Annotated in this window: 23 protein-coding genes; 8 read left to right on the top strand and 15 right to left on the bottom strand. The window is 71.3% G+C overall.

The features are described from left to right. Positions 1-17: 17 nt before the first annotated feature. The 5 genes from FIV43_RS19985 to FIV43_RS19965 form a co-directional block, all read right to left on the bottom strand. A complete protein-coding gene (locus FIV43_RS19985) occupies positions 18-1,769 on the bottom strand; it encodes a DUF4012 domain-containing protein (RefSeq protein WP_141015535.1) in 1,752 nt (583 codons plus the stop codon). A 94-nt stretch (positions 1,770-1,863) separates the two neighbouring features. Beyond that, entirely contained in the window at positions 1,864-2,262 is a 399-nt protein-coding gene (locus tag FIV43_RS19980) for a hypothetical protein (protein WP_141015534.1), read from the bottom strand. Between the two features lie 199 nt (positions 2,263-2,461). After that, the gene (ygfZ, locus tag FIV43_RS19975) at positions 2,462-3,274 is read right to left on the bottom strand and encodes a CAF17-like 4Fe-4S cluster assembly/insertion protein YgfZ (RefSeq protein WP_331251034.1); all 813 of its coding nucleotides are present in this window, start codon (positions 3,272-3,274) and stop codon (positions 2,462-2,464) included. 153 nt (positions 3,275-3,427) lie between these two features. Next, positions 3,428-3,844 carry a Fur family transcriptional regulator gene (locus FIV43_RS19970; protein ID WP_141015533.1) on the bottom strand — a complete coding sequence of 139 codons (417 nt, stop codon included), beginning with the start codon at positions 3,842-3,844 and terminating at the stop codon, positions 3,428-3,430. Beyond that, positions 3,837-4,331: an FABP family protein gene (locus FIV43_RS19965; RefSeq protein ID WP_141015532.1), complete on the bottom strand. Its 495-nt coding sequence runs from the start codon at positions 4,329-4,331 to the stop codon at positions 3,837-3,839. Before FIV43_RS19965 ends, FIV43_RS19970 begins: the two co-directional genes overlap by 8 nt. A 48-nt stretch (positions 4,332-4,379) precedes the next feature. Here FIV43_RS19965 and FIV43_RS19960 point away from each other — a divergent pair, with 48 nt between their 5' ends. Further along, positions 4,380-4,742: a DsrE family protein gene (locus tag FIV43_RS19960; protein ID WP_141015531.1), complete on the top strand. Its 363-nt coding sequence runs from the start codon at positions 4,380-4,382 to the stop codon at positions 4,740-4,742. A 76-nt stretch (positions 4,743-4,818) separates the two neighbouring features. Here the strand turns inward: FIV43_RS19960 and FIV43_RS19955 are convergent, their stop codons facing one another. After that, the gene (locus tag FIV43_RS19955) at positions 4,819-5,340 is read right to left on the bottom strand and encodes an SHOCT domain-containing protein (RefSeq protein ID WP_141015530.1); all 522 of its coding nucleotides are present in this window, start codon (positions 5,338-5,340) and stop codon (positions 4,819-4,821) included. Positions 5,341-5,467: 127 nt separating this feature from the next. Here FIV43_RS19955 and FIV43_RS19950 point away from each other — a divergent pair, with 127 nt between their 5' ends. Next, the gene (locus FIV43_RS19950; RefSeq protein WP_141015529.1) at positions 5,468-6,037 is read left to right on the top strand and encodes a hypothetical protein; all 570 of its coding nucleotides are present in this window, start codon (positions 5,468-5,470) and stop codon (positions 6,035-6,037) included. 16 nt (positions 6,038-6,053) lie between these two features. Here the strand turns inward: FIV43_RS19950 and FIV43_RS19945 are convergent, their stop codons facing one another. Continuing rightward, positions 6,054-6,899 carry a BKACE family enzyme gene (locus FIV43_RS19945; protein ID WP_141015528.1) on the bottom strand — a complete coding sequence of 282 codons (846 nt, stop codon included), beginning with the start codon at positions 6,897-6,899 and terminating at the stop codon, positions 6,054-6,056. A 43-nt stretch (positions 6,900-6,942) separates the two neighbouring features. On the opposite strand from FIV43_RS19945, the gene dtd reads away from it, so the two are divergent. Then, positions 6,943-7,371, top strand: a complete 429-nt coding sequence (gene dtd, locus FIV43_RS19940; protein WP_141015527.1) for a D-aminoacyl-tRNA deacylase — start codon at positions 6,943-6,945, stop codon at positions 7,369-7,371. 91 nt (positions 7,372-7,462) lie between these two features. Here dtd and FIV43_RS19935 read toward each other — a convergent pair whose 3' ends face one another. The 8 genes from FIV43_RS19935 to FIV43_RS19905 all read right to left on the bottom strand — a co-directional run bounded on the left by FIV43_RS19935 (position 7,463) and on the right by FIV43_RS19905 (position 12,096). Then, positions 7,463-8,173 carry a class E sortase gene (locus FIV43_RS19935; protein ID WP_141015526.1) on the bottom strand — a complete coding sequence of 237 codons (711 nt, stop codon included), beginning with the start codon at positions 8,171-8,173 and terminating at the stop codon, positions 7,463-7,465. Positions 8,174-8,230: 57 nt separating this feature from the next. Further along, complete coding sequence (locus FIV43_RS19930; RefSeq protein ID WP_181407608.1) at positions 8,231-8,662, bottom strand: DUF4395 domain-containing protein; 432 nt, start codon at positions 8,660-8,662, stop codon at positions 8,231-8,233. Positions 8,663-8,690: 28 nt separating this feature from the next. Further along, positions 8,691-9,143, bottom strand: coding sequence for a TlpA family protein disulfide reductase (locus tag FIV43_RS19925; RefSeq protein ID WP_141015525.1), 453 nt, complete (start codon positions 9,141-9,143; stop codon positions 8,691-8,693). A 63-nt stretch (positions 9,144-9,206) separates the two neighbouring features. Then, complete coding sequence (locus tag FIV43_RS19920) at positions 9,207-9,503, bottom strand: DUF1416 domain-containing protein (protein WP_141015524.1); 297 nt, start codon at positions 9,501-9,503, stop codon at positions 9,207-9,209. Positions 9,504-9,505: 2 nt separating this feature from the next. Continuing rightward, positions 9,506-10,354 (bottom strand): sulfurtransferase, encoded by an 849-nt coding sequence (locus FIV43_RS19915; RefSeq protein ID WP_141015523.1) that lies wholly within the window; start codon positions 10,352-10,354, stop codon positions 9,506-9,508. 219 nt (positions 10,355-10,573) lie between these two features. Beyond that, entirely contained in the window at positions 10,574-10,639 is a 66-nt protein-coding gene (locus FIV43_RS23995; RefSeq protein ID WP_407938917.1) for a putative leader peptide, read from the bottom strand. Between the two features lie 123 nt (positions 10,640-10,762). Further along, positions 10,763-11,740, bottom strand: a complete 978-nt coding sequence (gmd, locus tag FIV43_RS19910) for a GDP-mannose 4,6-dehydratase (RefSeq protein ID WP_141015522.1) — start codon at positions 11,738-11,740, stop codon at positions 10,763-10,765. Between the two features lie 83 nt (positions 11,741-11,823). Then, the gene (locus FIV43_RS19905) at positions 11,824-12,096 is read right to left on the bottom strand and encodes a MoaD/ThiS family protein (RefSeq protein WP_141015521.1); all 273 of its coding nucleotides are present in this window, start codon (positions 12,094-12,096) and stop codon (positions 11,824-11,826) included. 121 nt (positions 12,097-12,217) lie between these two features. Between FIV43_RS19905 and FIV43_RS19900 the strand changes: the two genes are divergently transcribed. The 5 genes from FIV43_RS19900 (at position 12,218) to FIV43_RS21250 (ending at position 15,804) form a co-directional block, all read left to right on the top strand. Continuing rightward, on the top strand, positions 12,218-12,952 hold the full coding sequence (locus tag FIV43_RS19900) for a response regulator transcription factor (protein WP_141015520.1): 735 nt from the start codon (positions 12,218-12,220) through the stop codon (positions 12,950-12,952). A gap of 27 nt (positions 12,953-12,979) precedes the next feature. After that, the gene (mshD, locus tag FIV43_RS19895; RefSeq protein WP_231123559.1) at positions 12,980-13,834 is read left to right on the top strand and encodes a mycothiol synthase; all 855 of its coding nucleotides are present in this window, start codon (positions 12,980-12,982) and stop codon (positions 13,832-13,834) included. A gap of 121 nt (positions 13,835-13,955) precedes the next feature. After that, positions 13,956-15,170 (top strand): hypothetical protein, encoded by a 1,215-nt coding sequence (locus FIV43_RS19890; protein ID WP_141015519.1) that lies wholly within the window; start codon positions 13,956-13,958, stop codon positions 15,168-15,170. After that, a complete protein-coding gene (locus FIV43_RS19885; protein ID WP_141015518.1) occupies positions 15,152-15,670 on the top strand; it encodes a hypothetical protein in 519 nt (172 codons plus the stop codon). The genes FIV43_RS19890 and FIV43_RS19885 overlap by 19 nt, the downstream gene beginning before the upstream one ends. Then, positions 15,667-15,804, top strand: a complete 138-nt coding sequence (locus tag FIV43_RS21250) for a hypothetical protein (RefSeq protein ID WP_181407607.1) — start codon at positions 15,667-15,669, stop codon at positions 15,802-15,804. The genes FIV43_RS19885 and FIV43_RS21250 overlap by 4 nt, the downstream gene beginning before the upstream one ends. Positions 15,805-15,898: the final 94 nt, after the last annotated feature.

Genomic DNA, 15,898 nt, shown 5'->3' with positions numbered 1-15,898 from the left:
CTTCTCACAGGTTCGCATCAGCAAGCGCTCCGGACGGTCTTGACCGTGTCTGTCGGTTCGATCGTCGGCGTCACCGACATCTCGGCGTCGCCCACCTGCCCCTCGCCGCTCTTCATGGTCCACGCGAGGTCGATGACCTCGCCCGGGCTCAGCGTGATGTAGGTCTTGCCGGCCGGGCGGCCGTCGGCGTCCACCCGCACCAGGTCGGCGACCTGCGAGTTCAGCTCGAAGTCGCCGAGTGAGCCGCCCGCGGGACCGAAGAACCGCACGGTCAGGGTCTGGTCACCCGGCGGCGTGCCGTAGTTGCCGCCACCGGTGACGTCGGCGGGCAGGTCGCTGGCGTCCTTCGGCGCGACGGACTTCAGCCGCACCTTGGCGCTGTAGCCCTGCCCACCGGACGAGCAGTACGTCGCGTTCACGTCGACGTCGTAGCGCAGGTAGTAGGACATCTTCGAGCCCGTGGTGTCGTCGATCGTGATCGCGATCTTCGGCTCGTCCGACGTGTCTCCGCTCAGCACCTCGCCCGCGATCTCGGTGCCCGCGATCTCCGCCTGCTCGGTCTGGTCGAAGGAGTGCAGCCGCACCCGGCCCTCGCCGACCGACGTGGCGAGCGCCTCGACGACCCCCGAGCCGTCGCTCAGGTCGGTGGTGAAGCGCTCGAAGGTGGCCGCGGCGACGTCGGCGAAGAACTGGTCCTGCGCGGCGCCGTCGCCCTCAAGGCGCAGGTAGGTGTTGTGCAGCAGCTCGTCGACCAGGTTCTCCCCGGTCAGCTGCACGCCGTCGACGGTGATCGGTCCGGCCGCGTCGAGCAGGTAGGAGAGTGCCACGGTGTCGACGAAGACGACCCCGTCGATCTGTTGCTGCGGGAACGCGGTCTCCCAGTGCGCGGCGGCCAGCTCGGCGGCGCGCGGGATGTCCGGGGTCATCGAGGAGTTCACGAAGTAGTCCCCGAGGGTGTTGTCGTAGAGCTGGCGCTCCGCCTTCGTGATCGGGACCGGGGAGTCGACGCGGTACTGGATGGAGCCTCCGCTGACGTGACGGACCAGCTCGACCTTGCCGGCGTCGGCCCGGACCTGGGCTGCTGCGCCGACGAGTCCACCGGCGCTGCGGATCTCGGCGTTGTTCTCGAACGCGATCAGGTAGTTGCGCTCGCGCTCACCGCCCAACATCGACGGCAGCAGGCTCACCGTCGCGTCGGCCGCGGACATCGCCCGGTCGGCGGCGGCGACCTGCTCGGCGAAGTCGTCGTACTGGCTCCTCAACCGACCGACGTAACCGGAGCTGTCCTGCTCGCCGAGGCGGTGGTCCGCGTCGGCGAAGGCCTGCTGCGCCTGGCCGATGGGGCCGGAGAGCTCGGCCACCAGCGTGAGGTCGACCCGACCGTCGCGGGGAAGCATCTCGTCGAGTCGGTCGGCGACGTCGGCCAGCGGGGTCACCCCGTCATGGGAGAGGTCGTCGAGGACGGACGCGGCGACCTCGACGCCCTCGGCATCATCGCCGAACCAGGGCAGCACTGTCAGCATCTGCCAGGCAGGTCCGGACGTCCGGTCGTGCGCCGAAGCGGCCGCTTCCTGCATCGCCGCGGTCGCATCGTCGATCTGCGCCTCGTCAGCCGCGCTGACGGCGTCCTGCAGCGCCGTCGCGCTGTCGACCGCCCGCGACAGGTCCTTGTTGACCTGCCACGCGGTCCATCCGAGCCACACCACGAGCACGAGCAGCAGCGCCCCCACGCCGGCCAGCGCATAGCGCACAGGTCGGGCCTTCCCCATCACGGCACCTCTCCGCACATGACTGAGGGCTTCGAGACCAGTGCCTCGAAGCCCTCAGCCTGATGATCAAGCAGCCGTCATCCGACGGCGTGACTCACTTGCGCACGCGGACCTTGAAGGTCCGGGCCTTGTCCTGGGCGTTCGCGCCGTAGAACGAGAGCTTGCAGTTCCAGACACCCTTCTTGTTGAAGTTGAAGAGGGTGATGTTGGTCTTGCCGGCGTAGCCCTTGGTCTTGGACTTGGTCGCCTTGCCGTTGGTGCAGGTCAGAGTGACCGCGCCGTAGACGTCCGCGTCGCCGGACTTGGGCGCGAAGTCCGCCTTGATCTTGACCTGGGCGCCCTTCTTGCGCTTCTTGTCCTGGATCTTCGGGTTCTTGACGTTGACGCAGCCGGTGTAATTGTCCGCGCAGGCAGTCGCCGTGCCGCCGGTGACACCGACGAGGCCGAGAGCCATGAGCGCGGCCGCGAGCAGGCCGACGATGATCTTCTTCACGAAGAGTCCCCCAATGTTGGTGATGCATGTTCAGCGGAGACGAGTGTCGTGTCCCCGAGCAATCGAGAAGATCTTGGCACACGCTGTCGACAGAAGCCGCATCAATCCCACATTTTGACGCAGGTCACACGAAGAGTTCACCCGGCCGTCCGACATCCGCCGGCGGTCAGCGGCCAGTCAGCGGCCAGTCAGCGGCCAGTCAGCGGCGAGGACGGAAGTGCAGCCCGACCTCGGGGTCGACCAGCACCTCCTGGGCGGCCGGCAGGCCATCGATGTCGAGCGCCGCGTCGGTCGACACGTTCCGCTTCAGCAGCGCCAGACCGATCGGGCCGAGCTCGTGGTGCCGGGCCGTGGTGCCGATCGCGCCGACCGGGCGCGGCGGTCCGTCCGGGACCGTGATCGCGGTGCCGACGCTCGGCAGGCGGTTCTCCGAGCCGTCCAGGTGGATCAGGGTGAGCCGCCGGGGCGGGCGGCCCAGGTTGTGCACCCGGGCGACCGTCTCCTGGCCGCGGTAGCAGCCCTTGTCCATGTGCACCGCCGCCCAGGGCGTCTCGTCCTGGAGCCAGCCGACCTCGTTGGGGATGGTGCGCTCGTCGGTGTCCAGACCGAACCGGGGCTCGCCGCGCTCGATGCGCAGCGCCTCGAAGGCCCACAGGCCGGCGGCAGGGCCGGCCGCGTCGGCGTACGTCTCCAGCTGGTCGCGCGGGACCAGGTCGTACTTGCCGGCCTCCCGCTCGCCGGTCGGGCGCCAGGCCACGGCGACGTCGTCGGCGACGGTGATCTCGACCCGGGTCATGAACTTCATCCGCTCGAGGAACTCCACCAGCGCTGCCGCGCGGCCCGGCTCGGTGTGCGCGGTGAAGGCCTCGCCGTCGTCGACGCCGGCGAAGGCGTGCTCGATGTGGCCCTGCGGGCTCAGCACCAGCGCGTTGACCCAGCGGCCGGGCTCGAGGCCCTCGAAGAACTGGGTGGTCAGCGAGTGCAGCCAGCTCAACCGGTCCGGTCCCGCCACCCGGAAGACGTCGCGGTGGCTGAGGTCGACGAAGCCCTCCCCACGGCGAGCGCCCGCTGTTCGCCGTACAGCGAGCCGTAGTGGGCGGCGACACCGGCGTCGATGCCGTCACCGGCGACCGCTCCGGGCAGGTTCAGGAGGGGCTGGGCTGGGTCACTGCTTCTCCTCACACTCCACGCATGTTCCGAACACCGTCAGGTGCCCCATATCAGGGATGAACGCATGGGAGGCGGTCAGGGATTCCACAAACGGCGTGGCGGAATCGACGTCGACCGAGGTGATCTTGCGACACCGCCGGCAGACCAGGTGGAAATGCTCATGGTCGGTCACCGAGTGATACGTCGGCGCCCGGTCGGACAGATGGGCATGGCGGATCAGCCCGAGCTCCTCGAGCACCTCCAGCGTCCGGTAGACGGTGGAGGCGTTCACCGTCGAGGCGCGCTGCTGCACGTGGGCCAGCACCTCGTCCGGGGTGGCGTGACCGAGCTCCTCGACGGCGCCGAGGATCAGCTCGCGCTGGGGAGTGAGGCGATAGCCCTTCTCCCGCAGGACGCTGCGCCAGTCAGGCACGCTTCAACCGGGCCCAGCGGTGGGGCTGCAGCTCCTCGCCCTGGGCCTCCATGTCGTAGGCGTAGAGCAGGTCCCCCTCCACGTTGCCGTACATCCGGTGTCCGGAGGTGACCTCCTTGGCGGTCTCGGTGAAGCTCACCCCGGCGGTCTGCAGCTCGACCTTGCCGCCCTCGGCCATCCCGTACCAGATCTCCGACTGACCGGTGTTGTGGTTGAGCACCAGCTCGAGCCTGCCGTCGCCGACCGCCCGCAGGAAACCGGTCTCCAAGTGCGCCTCGCGCACCTTCTGGCCCTGCTCGTCGGTGATCCAGGCGCGCGAGAAGTAGTGGAAGAACGGGCGGCCGTCGTGGGTGAAGATCAGCTCTTCGCCGTAGGTGAACTTCTCGATCGTCGGGTAGTCGCCGTGGCCGTTGCCGCGCCAGGTGCCGAGCATCCACGCGATCGGGCCGCAGTCGGGGTGCAGGTTGTCGGGAAGTTCGAAAGCCACGATCAGTCAGTCTAGGTGCAGGTCGGGGGCTGACCCTAGGCTGCGGCCATGGCCCGCCAGCTCGTCATCAAGGTCACCTGCGGCACCGAAGCACCGGAGCGCCTCAACCAGGGTTTCACCGTCGCCGCCACCGCCGCCGCGTCCGGAGTGCCGGTCTCGTTGTGGCTGACCGGCGACGCCGCCTGGATGGCGGTGCCCGGACGGGCCGACGAGCTCGACCTCCCGAAGGCCACCCCGCTGCCCAAGCTGCTCGCCACCGTCCTCGAGCTGGGGTCGGTCACCGTCTGCGGGCAGTGCGCGGCCCGGCGGTCGCTGACCGAGGACGACCTGGTCGACGGCGCCCGGATCGCCGGGGCCGCCGGCTTCGTCGAGGAGGTCCTGCAGGACGGCGTGCAAGCGATCGTCTACTGACGTCGGACCCGAGACTCAGAGCCTGAGACTCAGAGCCTGAGACTCAGGGCCGGAGACGCTGGGCCGGAGGCGGCCCTCAGACCTCGTCCAGGATCGCGCGTCGGCGTTCGTCGTACTCCGCCTCGGTTATGGCGCCGGTGTCCCGCAGGTGGGCGAGGAGGCGGAACCGGGCCTCGATGCCGGTCGCCGGAGCGACGGTGCGGGAGGACTGACCTGGCGGCGGTTCTGAGCGCGGTCCGGGCGGGCGGGCGTCGGGTGCGGGCAGCACCTCCACCCGCTGGGTGCGGGGCGTGATCACGCCGACGACGGCCAGGACCGCGCCGATGCCGGCCACGCCCCAACCGATGTTGCGGCGCTGCTCGGTCGCGGTGATCCGCTCCTCGATCGCGCCAGGGTCGTACTCGCTCTCCAACGGGTCGAGTCCGTTCTGGTGGCGGACGAAGTTCTCCGTGCCGTTGTTCCACGCCTCCATGCTGGTGAGCTCCCGCTCGGCCCTCAGGTCCTCGCGCAGCCGGCCGAGGGAGGCGGTCGCGGTGAGCACGACGACGAGACCGACGAGCAGCGTCGCGACCCCGAGGCCGATCAGCGGAACACGCATGGCTCGACCTCCGGGGACTGATGACGGTCGCGTGACCGTACCCCCGGGGTGGGCCGGCCGCAGGGGGAATCCGGAATCGGGTGCCGAAGGCCCGTATCAGGGGGCCGTCCGTCCTGCTCCTCGCTGTATGCGACCCCTCATCACCTCCCTCGCCACCCTGCTCCTGCTCGCCCTCGCGCCAGCCGCGCACGCCGAGACCTGGAGCCACACCGACACCGCCGGCGACGTCTTCGTCGTCGAGTACGGCGACCCGCCGGTCGAGTACTACGAGCCAGCCCAGGAGCGCGGTGACATCACCGACGTCAACGCCGCCTTCCGCCCGAAGCGCTTCCTGGTCGAGATCGACCTGCGCCAGGGCGTCCAGCGCAACGCGATCCTGGCGATGGGGCTCAAGGGCGACACCGGCCGCTGGCACGCGTCGCTCTCCTACCAGGGCAAGCACCCGCACCTGCAGCTCGACCACTGGAAGAACGGGTGGAACAACGTCTTCTGCCCCGGGCTGCGCGCCGAGCTGCTCAAGCAGGAGGACCGGGGCTGGATCAGCGTCCCGAACAACTGCCTCGACGACCCGCGGAAGCTGCGGTTCTCGTTGCGGGTGGTGACCTTCACCCAGGACCACAACACCAACGACGAGGCGTTGCGCGAAGGCGGCAAGGGCTATCGCGAGTGGTACTCGCCGGTGCTGCGGCGCGGGTGAGGCCGCGCCCCGGGTCTCACCCGGTCGAGCGGACGTTCAGCAGCTCCCGGGCTTCGGCCGGAGTCATCGGGCGGCGCTGCGCCAGCGCACCCATCTCCACCGCCCGCTCGACCAGCTGACTGTTGCTGGTCACCGGCACCCCGCGGGCCAGGGTGAGCACGTCCTCCATGCCGACCCGCAGGTGACCGCCCTTGGAGAGCGCCGCGAGGCCGACGGCGAGCGTGGTCCGGCCGATGCCGGTGGCGCCCCAGCTGGTGGTCTCCTCGGGCAGCGCCGCGACGGCCGCGACCAGGGCGTCGGCGGTGCCCGGCATCCCGCCGGGGACGCCCATCACGAGATCGCAGTGCACGCGGCCGCCGTACGGGAGGCCGTAGCGGTCGATCAGCCGTCGCAGGGCGGCGACGTGACCCAGGTCGAACAACTCGAACTCCGGCACCACCCCGCGCTCCTGGCTGAGCTGGTAGAGGTCGCAGACGAACGGCCACGGGTTGCTGAACACGTCGTCGCCGAAGTTGGTGGTGCCCATGGTCAGGCTGCACGAGTCCGGGGCCGCGTCGAGCACCTTCAACCGGTCCTCCAACGGGTCGTGCACCGAGCCACCAGTGGAGAGCTGCACCACCAGGTCGGTCGCCTCCCGCAGCGCCTGGACCGTGTCGTGCAAGCGCTGCGGCTCGAGGGTGGGCCGGTGCTCGTCGTCGCGGATGTGGACGTGGATCATCGCCGCGCCGGCGTCCTGGCACTCCTGGGCGGTGGCGACCAGCTCGGGCAGCGTGGTGGGCAGGTGCGGGCAGTCGGACTTCGCGGTCTCGGCCCCGGTCGGGGCGACCGTGATGAGCAGCGTGTCCTGGGTCACAGACGTCACGCGGGCATCCTGGCACGCCGTGTCCGCATGCCAGCATGAGGTCGTGCGAGCAGTGGTGCAGAGGGTCCGGTCGGCGTCCGTCACCGTCGACGGGGAGGTCGTCGGCGAGCTCACCTCCCCCGGCCTGCTGGTCTACCTGGGCATCACCCACGGCGACGGGGACGAGCAGGTCACCTGGATGGCCCGCAAGCTGCACACCCTGCGCATCCTCCCCGACGAGGAGTCGCTGTCGGAGACCGGCGACGGTGCGCTCGTGATCTCCCAGTTCACCCTCTACGGCGACGCCCGCAAGGGCCGCCGCCCCACCTGGGTCGCCGCCGCCCCCGCACCCGTCAGCGAGCCGCTGTACGACGCGGTCTGCGAGCGGCTCGACGCGCTGGGCACGCCCGTGGCGCGGGGCGTCTTCGGCGCCGACATGCAGGTGGCCTCGGTCAACGACGGGCCGTTCACGGTGTGGCTGGAGACGCCGTGAGGGGGTGCGGGTTTCACCGGCTGACCGGGGAAACCCGCACGACACGCCGGGGCGCCACGGCGTGTCGTGCGGGTTTCGGCCGACAAGTTCCTCAGCGGTCGGTCTTCTCCACGCTGACCAGGTGGCCGAAGACGATGCTGCGGTCGTCGGTGTGGAAGATCTCCGAGCAGGTCACCAGCGTGATCAACCGCTTGCCCACTCCCTCGGGCGGCTGCACACCGCCGTCCGGGTTCACCGGCTGCTCGTCGAGGACCCACGTCGAGGTGAACGGCAGGATCAGGTCGGTGCCGCCGTTGTCGAGCTCATAGGTGTACGTCGCGGTGCGCGTCTGCACCTCGACCAGGTCGCCGTCCTCGAGCTCGGGGAACTCCGAGAACGGCTGGCCGTGGGTGACCCGGTGCGCGGCGAGCGCGTAGTTCCCCTTCGCACCGGCGTCCGCGCTGCCCTCCATGTGACCGATCCCGGCCGCGAGCACCTCGTCGCTGGAGCCCTCCAGCACCGGCACCGCGTAGTCCTCGCCGAACCGCGGGATCCGCACGATCGCGGTGGCCTCGCCGAACTCCGTGCTGGCCCGGTCCTCACCCCCGGTCCACGCCTTCTCCACTGCCTCGGTCACCTCGGCGTGCCGGCGCTCGGACTGCCAGTTGGTCCCCCACAGCTGCCAGCCGAGCCAGCCCAGGATCGCCAGGCCGACCAGGATCAGCGCGATGCCGAGGTAGAAGAGCGGCCGGCGGCGTCGTACCGGACCCGCGGGAGGCCCGGCGGCGGGGTCGGGCTCGGTCGAGACGTCGGTCGGGGGCACCGGGCCATTCAACGTCCTCCCGCCGACCGGTCGCAAACGCGCACCCGAGGGGTCGCCTCAGGCGGTGCGATGGGTCAGGCGGAGGCCGCGCAGGTACAGCTCGCAGCCGAGGCAGAGGCCGAAGACGGCATTGAGGAAGGCCGCGACGAAGGCGAGGCCGGCGGCGATCTGACCGAGCAGGAGCGCACCGCCGGCGTAGCCGAGGAGGCTGACCGCGGCGAAGAGCAGGCCGACGGCCTGGGCGAACCGGGGCGGCCGCGGGTCCTCGAGCTGGTCCGGCGGGCTGAGCCGCGGCCGGATCAGGGTCCGGAACACGATGCCGGTCGGGGTGTGCTGGACGCCGGCGACCACGCCGACGGCGAAGAAGGCCGCCTGCACGGCCATCAGCACCGCGGAGACGGTGGCGCTGGGACTGACCAGCGCGGCGGCCAGGATCACGAGGGTCACGGACGCGGTGAAGCGCGGTCCGCGGGGGTCGATGCCGGTCACGGCGGTTCCTTCGGCTGGGAGCGGTGGGTCAGGCGGGCAGCGCGGCGAGGACCTGGTCCCTGCGCGGGGCGCCGGCCGCACGGCCGAGCTCGCGGCCGGCCGCGTCGAGGATCAGGGTGGTCGGCGTGCGTCGTACGTCGAGGGTGCGCACCAGCTCGAGGTGCTGCTCGGCGTCGACCTCGAGGTGGGCGACGCCGGCCTCGCGCCGGGCGATGTCGCCGAGCACCACCCGGGTGGCCCGGCACGGCGCGCAGAACGCCGAGGAGAACTGGACCAGCGTGGCCCGGCCCCCCAGCTCCGCGTCCGGGTGCGCAGCCGCGATCGCGGTCCAAGTGGGGTCGGTGCCCGGCGCTTCGGGGTCCGGCTCCGGGGCGCCTCGCCCCTGGTCCGCAGGGTCGAAGGCGCCGTCGCGGGTGCGGCGGTACAGCCCGAAGCCCAGGGCGAGCGCGACGGCCAGGATGAGTACGACGATTCCGGTCATGACGCCTCTCTCAACGCCGACGGCGGGCCCCGGATTCCGGGACCCGCCGTCGATCCACGTCACTCAGATGGCGACGGTCACCTCGGCGACCGAGCCGACCTGTGCCTGGACCACCCGGTCGACCGGGTCGGCCTTGGGCGCCAGGGTGCGCAGGGTCCACTGGCCGTCGCCGGCGAAGAACCGGAAGTGGCCGGTGGCCGAGGTCGGGACCTCGGCGGTGAACTCGCCGGAGCGGTCCAGCAGCCGCACGTAGGCGCCCGCCACGGGCTCCTCGCCACGCACGACCTGGCCCTGGATCACGGCCTCCTTCTTGACGTCGATGCCGTCGAGCGACAGACCGCCCTCAGTGGCTCCGCACATGCTCAGGCCTCCCCGGGCTCGTCGCCGAGGACGACCGGGACGCCGACCAGCGAGCCGTACTCGGTCCAGGAGCCGTCGTAGTTCTTGACGTTCTCCTGGCCCAGCAGCTCCTTGAGCACGAACCAGGTGTGCGAGGAGCGCTCGCCGATGCGGCAGTAGGCGATGGTGTCCTTGCTCCAGTCGACGCCGGCATCGGTGTAGATCTGCTTCAGCTCGTCGTCGGACTTGAAGGTGCCGTCGTCGTTGGCCGCCTTGGACCACGGCACGCTGGCCGCGGTCGGGATGTGGCCGGCGCGCTGGGCCTGCTCCTGCGGGAGGTGGGCCGGGGCGAGCAGGCGGCCTGCGTACTCGTCGGGGCTGCGCACGTCGACCAGGTTCTGGGTGCCGATCGCGGCGACGACCTCGTCGCGGAACGCGCGGATCGAGCCGTCCTGCTCAGTGGCGGTGTAGGAGGTGGTGGCGCGCTGGGTGGCCTCGTCGGTCAGCTCGCGGGAGTCGAGCTCCCACTTCTTGCGGCCGCCGTCGAGCAGCTTGACGTCCTGGTGGCCGTAGAGCTTGAAGTACCAGTAGGCGTAGGCCGCGAACCAGTTGTTGTTGCCGCCGTAGAGGACGACGGTGTCGTCGTTGGCGACGCCGCGCTCGGAGAGCAGCGCCTCGAACTGGGCCTTGTTGACGAAGTCGCGGCGGACCTGGTCCTGCAGGTCGGTGGTCCAGTCCAGCTTGATGGCGCCCCGGATGTGGCCCTTGTCGTAGGCGGTGGTGTCCTCGTCCACCTCCACCAGCACGACCTTGTCGTTGTCCAGGTTGTCCTCCACCCACTGGGCGGAGACGAGGGAGTTCTCGCGGCTCATTGCGTTCCTTTGCGATCGGTTCACGGATCTGACGGCTTTGCCGGGCGGCAGGCCCGCCGGTGTGGGACACCGGCGGCTGCCGGCGGTGACGGACTCCTGGGTACGACGCGGGGCGGTCGTGTGCGCGGACCGGACGGCTGATCGTCGTACCGGGGAGCGCTGGGAGTCAGTCGAGGCGATGCGATCCGGGAGGGATCGCCGCCAGGGTGCGGACCCCGCTCAGCGCATGCGACACAGCGCCGAGCTGACGCGGCAGTTGTCCACTGCGCGGCGCTTGGTCAGCATGGTCGTCGACATGCGGACAACAGTAGGGGTGCCCGTCCGGATCTCCACATCCAGATTCCAGATCATGAGACGCGAGTCCACGATGCAAGATGGCCCGCCTGACGGCTCAAGAAATCCCCCCCGTCAGCGGCCGTGCAGCAGACGGTCCAGGTCCTCGCGGTCGGCGTCGACCATCAGCCGCGCCAGGTCCGGCGCCGTGGTCCGCGCCTGCCAGCCGAGCGCGGCCCGCGCCTTCGACGCGTCGCCGATCAGCGCGTCCACCTCGGACGGCCGCTCGAACGCGTCGTTGTGCTTGACGTGGTCCTCCCAGTGCAGCCCGGCGTGCGAGAACGCCGCGTCCAGGAAGTCGCGGACCGTGTGCCCCTCGCCGGTGGCCAGCACGTAGTCGTCGGGCTCGTCGGCCTGCAGCATCCGCCACATGCCCTCGACGTACTCCGGGGCATAGCCCCAGTCCCGCACCGCCTCGAGGTTGCCGAGCTCGACGTGGTCGGTGATGCCGGCCTCGATCGCGGCGACCGCCTTGGTGATCTTGCGGGTCACGAAGTTCTCACCACGGCGCGGCGACTCGTGGTTGAAGAGGATCCCGGAGACCGCGTACAGGTCGTAGGCCTCGCGGTAGTTCACCGTCACCCAGTGCGCCTGCAGCTTCGACGCGCCGTAGGGCGAGCGCGGGTGGAAGACCGACGTCTCGCTCTGCGGCGGCGGGGTCAGCCCGAACATCTCCGAGGTCGACGCCTGGTAGAAGCGGCAGTCGAGCCCGGCCGCCCGGATTGCCTCGAGCAGGCGCAGCGTGCCGATCGCGTTGGTGGACGCGGTGTGGTCGGGCATCTCGAACGAGATCTTGACGTGGCTCTGCGCGCCGAGGTTGTAGACCTCCTCGGGCTCGATCAGCCGCACCAGGTTGACCAGGCTGACCCCGTCGGTCAGGTCGCCGTAGTGCAGGGTCAGGTTCGGGTCGTCCTTGAGGTGGTCGATCCGGCCCCGGTTGAGCATGGAGGAACGGCGGACCAGCCCGTGGACGTCGTACCCCTTGCCGAGGAGGAGCTCGGCCAGGTACGAGCCGTCCTGGCCGGTGATCCCCGTGATAAATGCGCGCTTCACCCGCGGCAGCCTACGGCGCACCGTGACCGCGACCACCTACCCGGGTGATTTCGTGGACAGCTGTCCAGTCCGGCGCCGGCCGCTCAGCCACCGGCGAACGGCGGGAGGAACTCCACCGTGGCGCCCGGCGGCACCTCGACCTCCCCGGGGTCCAGGGAGCGGACGGGGCGGTCACCGAGCAGCACCGAGCAGACCGCGAGCACGTCGGCGAGCCCCGCGTCGTGCCGCTCCACGAGGAGTCTGCGCAGGTCGGCGAGGGTGATCGGACCGTCGACGGCGACCTCCTCGGCTGCCGTCCCGGCGGCTGCGCGCGCCGCGGCCCAGTAGTGGACCTGGATGATCTGCGTCTCATTCACCGGCGGTTCCCTCCCCGTGTCCCTTGCGTTTCGGTATCGTCCCCACCACGAAAACCGGCCGGAGCCCAATGTTGCGTTTCGGTCTCTCGATACGGCACGCCACCGTGAGGAGACCACCCGGGTGAGCAATCTTCTGCTTCTGACCAGCGCCCTGCAACCGTCCGCCGAGGTCCTGCCCGGACTCGCGCTGCTCGGGCACCACGTGAAGATCCTGCCCGCCGAGGGAAGCGCCCTGCTCGAGGCCCCCGACTCGGACCTGCTGCTGGTCGACGGCCGCCAGGACCTCGCCGGCTCCCGCGACCTGTGCCGACTGATCCGTACGACGGGCACCGACGTCCCCGTGCTGATGATCGTCACCGAGGGCGGCCTGTCCGTGGTCACCCACGACTGGGGCATGGACGACGTCGTCCTGCACACCTGCGGCCCGGCCGAGCTCGAGGCACGGATCAAGCTGGCGATCGGCCGGCTCAACGCCGCCCGCGACGCCGCCGACCCCGACGCCCACGTGATCCGCTCCGGCGAGGTCGTGGTGGACGAGGCGACCTACACCGCGAAGGTCGGCGGGCGCGTGCTCGACCTGACCTTCAAGGAGTTCGAGCTGCTGAAGTTCCTCGCCCAGCACCCCGGCCGCGTGTTCAGCCGCCAGCAGCTGCTGCAGGAGGTGTGGGGCTACGACTACTTCGGCGGCACCCGCACCGTCGACGTCCACGTGCGGCGGCTGCGCGCCAAGCTCGGCACCGAGAACGAGACCCTGATCGGCACCGTCCGCAACGTCGGCTACCGCTTCGTGCTGCCCAGCAAGGACAGCGAGGCGCGCAAGGACCTCGGGCGGACCAAGGACCGCCAGGAGGCGTAGCCCCCGACGAGGGGTAACGTCGCGGCCGTGTTCCTCACCGCCGACCTGTTGACCGGTGACGCAGCGCTCGCGGCGATCGACTCCGTGCGGCGCGCGTGTCGTCGTACCGACGGAGCCGACCCGCTGGACGAGGCCGCCTCGCTCCGCCTCAAGCACCGCGGGCTCGACGGCATCCAGGCCTGGGTGACCGCCGACGGCTTCGCCCTCCGGTACGACGACAGCCTCGACCTCGTCGTCTCCCCGGACCGCCGCGGCGCCGGCCTCGGCCAGGCGCTCGCCTCCGCGGCGCTCACCGCGGACGGGCCGGTGACCGCCTGGTCCCACGGGGACCATCCCGCGGCACGGACCCTGGCCGGCCGGCTGGGCGCGACGGCAGTGCGGGAGCTGTGGGTGATGCGCCGGTCGACCGCCGTGCCGCTGCCGCCGCTGGAGGTGCCGGCCGGGGTCACCGTCACCGGCTTCCGGGGCGATGTCGACGTCGACCGGCTGCTCGCGGTCAACGCGGCCGCCTTCGCCAGCCACCCCGAGCAGGGTGCGCTGGACCGGGCCGGCCTGGAGGAGCGGATGGCCGAGTCGTGGTTCGACCCGGCCGGGCTGCTGATGGCGCGCGACCCGGACGGCGCCCTCCTCGGCTTCCACTGGACCAAGCGGCACGACGAGGACAATGGCGAGGTCTACGTGGTCGGGGTCTCCCCCGACGCGCAGGGCCGCGGGCTGGGCCGGGTGCTCACGCTGGCCGGCCTGCGCCACCTGGCTCGCACCGGGGTGGCCGAGATCCACCTCTACGTCGAAGCGGACAACGCCCCTGCCCGAGCCGTCTACGAGGGGCTCGGCTTCACCCACAGCGGGGGCGACACGCACGTCCAGTACGTGCGCCCCTGACCGGGCCCGAGAGTCCGCGACCCCCGTCTGACGACGCGCGGCGGGCGCTCCGACGCGACACGGTGTCCCACGTAGTGCAACCGCGCCGCGAGGCCCGCGTGTCTCGGTACCATCTGCGGCTATGACCTCTGCCACCAGCGGCGATGCCGAGGAGAAGAGGACGGGAGCGTTCTCCTTCGGCGGCCGCGGTCGACGCGGCCCACGCACGACGCCGGAGCCCGGATCGCAGGCGTCCGGGGCGTCGGATGCGGGTGCGCCGGATGCGCCGGGTGCCGGGGCGTCGGATGCCGGGGCGTCGGATGCCGGTGCGGGCGGGGGCTCGGACCGGCTGGTCGCACTGGAGGCCGAGCTCGCCGAGGCCCAGCACCGCGCCGCCGAGGCCGCGCGCGCTCGCGACGAGGCCGAGCGCCGACTCGCCGAGATCCGGGACCGCACGGAGGCCGAGCGCGCCGAGGCCCGCGCCGCCGAGGAAGAGGCTGCCCGGCTCGCCGCGGCCGCCGAGGAGCTCGCCCGCTCACTCCCGCGTACGGAACGTCCGGAGACCCCGGCCGAGGGCAGCCTGCTCGCGCAGTGGCTGTCGCAGCGCGGTCGGTCCGACAAGGCGCCCGTCGAGGAGCCGGTTATTGAGGCGACCGAGGGCGACCCTGTGCCTGACGAGTCCGACGCGATCGTCGTCGGAGCCCAGGTCGACCCGAGCGCAGACATCGAGGATGCGGGCGCGGATGTCGGCACCGAGGACGCCGGCCCGGACGAGGTCGCCGATGGCCTGGACGATCTGACCGGGCCCGCCCCGGAAGACGGCCCCGCCCCGGCCGACGCGCCCACCGACCCGACGGGTCCTGCCGACGACGACACCGCCGCGGTCGGCGACACCGGCACCGCGGCCCTCGCCGTACCTCCCGGCAAGAAGCGGACCTACCACTCCAAGCGCGGCACCGACGTGCTCGGCCCGCTGGCGATCCTCGCCGCCCTCGCCTGCGCGGCGGTGGTCGCCCAGATGGCGTTCCGGCAGACCCTCGCCGACGACATCCCGCTCGCGGCGGGGATGACCGTCGCGGCGGCGATCCTGCTCGCGTTCGCGTTGCGCAGCGGCAACTCGTCCCGGTCGGTCCACCTCGACGACAAGGGCGTCCTCAAGCTGACCCTGGGCGACCAGGTGAGCCGCTTCGACCTGACCAGCCCCAGCATCGAGCTGCAACAGGTCGGCTCCCCCGGCCGCCGCGGCTGGAAGGTGCTGGTGCTGCGGCGCGGCCTCTCGCCGGTCGCCGTGGACGCCAGGACCGTCGATCCGACCACCTTCCTGGAGGCGTTGCGCCAGTGGCGACCGGACCTGTAGACGGCGACGACCTCGCCGCGCTGCCCGCCGACGAGCTGGCCGCGCGCTGCCGGGCGGCCGAGGCCGAGGCGGCCCGGCTGCGCTCCGACCTCGCCGCCGCCCGGACCGAGCTGGCTCAGCTGGCCGAGCGGGAGCGGGCCGCGCGCAACGAGCCGACGGGCGCGGACGATCAGGGCGGGCTCGGCATCTTCCCGAGCGAGGATGCGCCGACCGCGGATGCGCTGGTCGGCGACGGCAGCGACCCCCGGGTGCTCTCGGTGATCCTCACCGCGACCGCCGTGGTGACCGGGATGGTCGGCGTGCTGGCGCTGGTCAACGGCAACCTGTTCTCCGGCTTCGGACTGGTGATCGTCGTGCTGACCGTGGTGCTCGCCTGGGCAGCGGTCCGGACGAGGGTCGTCCCGGTCGAGGTGTCGATCGTCCGCGGGATGGTCTACATCGAGCAGGGCGACAGCTCGCACCGCTTCGACATCCGCACCTCCCCGAGACCGTCAGCATGATCGGCCGACCGGGTGACTCGGGGTGGCAGGTCCGGTTCCGGCGCCGCGGACTGGACCCCTACGTGGTGGACGCCTCGATGGTCGACCCGCACGCGTTCGTCCGCCAGCTCCGCGAGTGGCGTCCCGAGCTCTGACCGCGGACCCGAACCCCCAACTCAACAGGTCCGGACCCCCAACTCAACAGGGCCGAACCCCCAACTCAACAGGGCCGAACCCCCGACTCGACGG

This window comes from Nocardioides sambongensis (assembly GCF_006494815.1).
Classification (GTDB): Bacteria; Actinomycetota; Actinomycetes; order Propionibacteriales; family Nocardioidaceae; genus Nocardioides; species Nocardioides sambongensis.
Note: the sequence above shows the minus strand (reverse complement) of the source record. Positions and strands in the feature narration are given on the sequence as shown.

Coding starts and splice junctions, on each gene's coding strand:
- FIV43_RS19985 (WP_141015535.1), bottom strand. CDS start 1,769: ATGGGGAAGGCCCGACCTGTGCGCTATGCGCTGGCCGGCGTGGGGGCG.
- FIV43_RS19960 (WP_141015531.1), top strand. CDS start 4,380: ATGGCCCGCCAGCTCGTCATCAAGGTCACCTGCGGCACCGAAGCACCG.
- FIV43_RS19955 (WP_141015530.1), bottom strand. CDS start 5,340: ATGCGTGTTCCGCTGATCGGCCTCGGGGTCGCGACGCTGCTCGTCGGT.
- FIV43_RS19950 (WP_141015529.1), top strand. CDS start 5,468: ATGCGACCCCTCATCACCTCCCTCGCCACCCTGCTCCTGCTCGCCCTC.
- FIV43_RS19925 (WP_141015525.1), bottom strand. CDS start 9,143: ATGACCGGAATCGTCGTACTCATCCTGGCCGTCGCGCTCGCCCTGGGC.
- FIV43_RS19920 (WP_141015524.1), bottom strand. CDS start 9,503: ATGTGCGGAGCCACTGAGGGCGGTCTGTCGCTCGACGGCATCGACGTC.
- FIV43_RS19915 (WP_141015523.1), bottom strand. CDS start 10,354: ATGAGCCGCGAGAACTCCCTCGTCTCCGCCCAGTGGGTGGAGGACAAC.
- FIV43_RS19890 (WP_141015519.1), top strand. CDS start 13,956: ATGACCTCTGCCACCAGCGGCGATGCCGAGGAGAAGAGGACGGGAGCG.
- FIV43_RS21250 (WP_181407607.1), top strand. CDS start 15,667: ATGATCGGCCGACCGGGTGACTCGGGGTGGCAGGTCCGGTTCCGGCGC.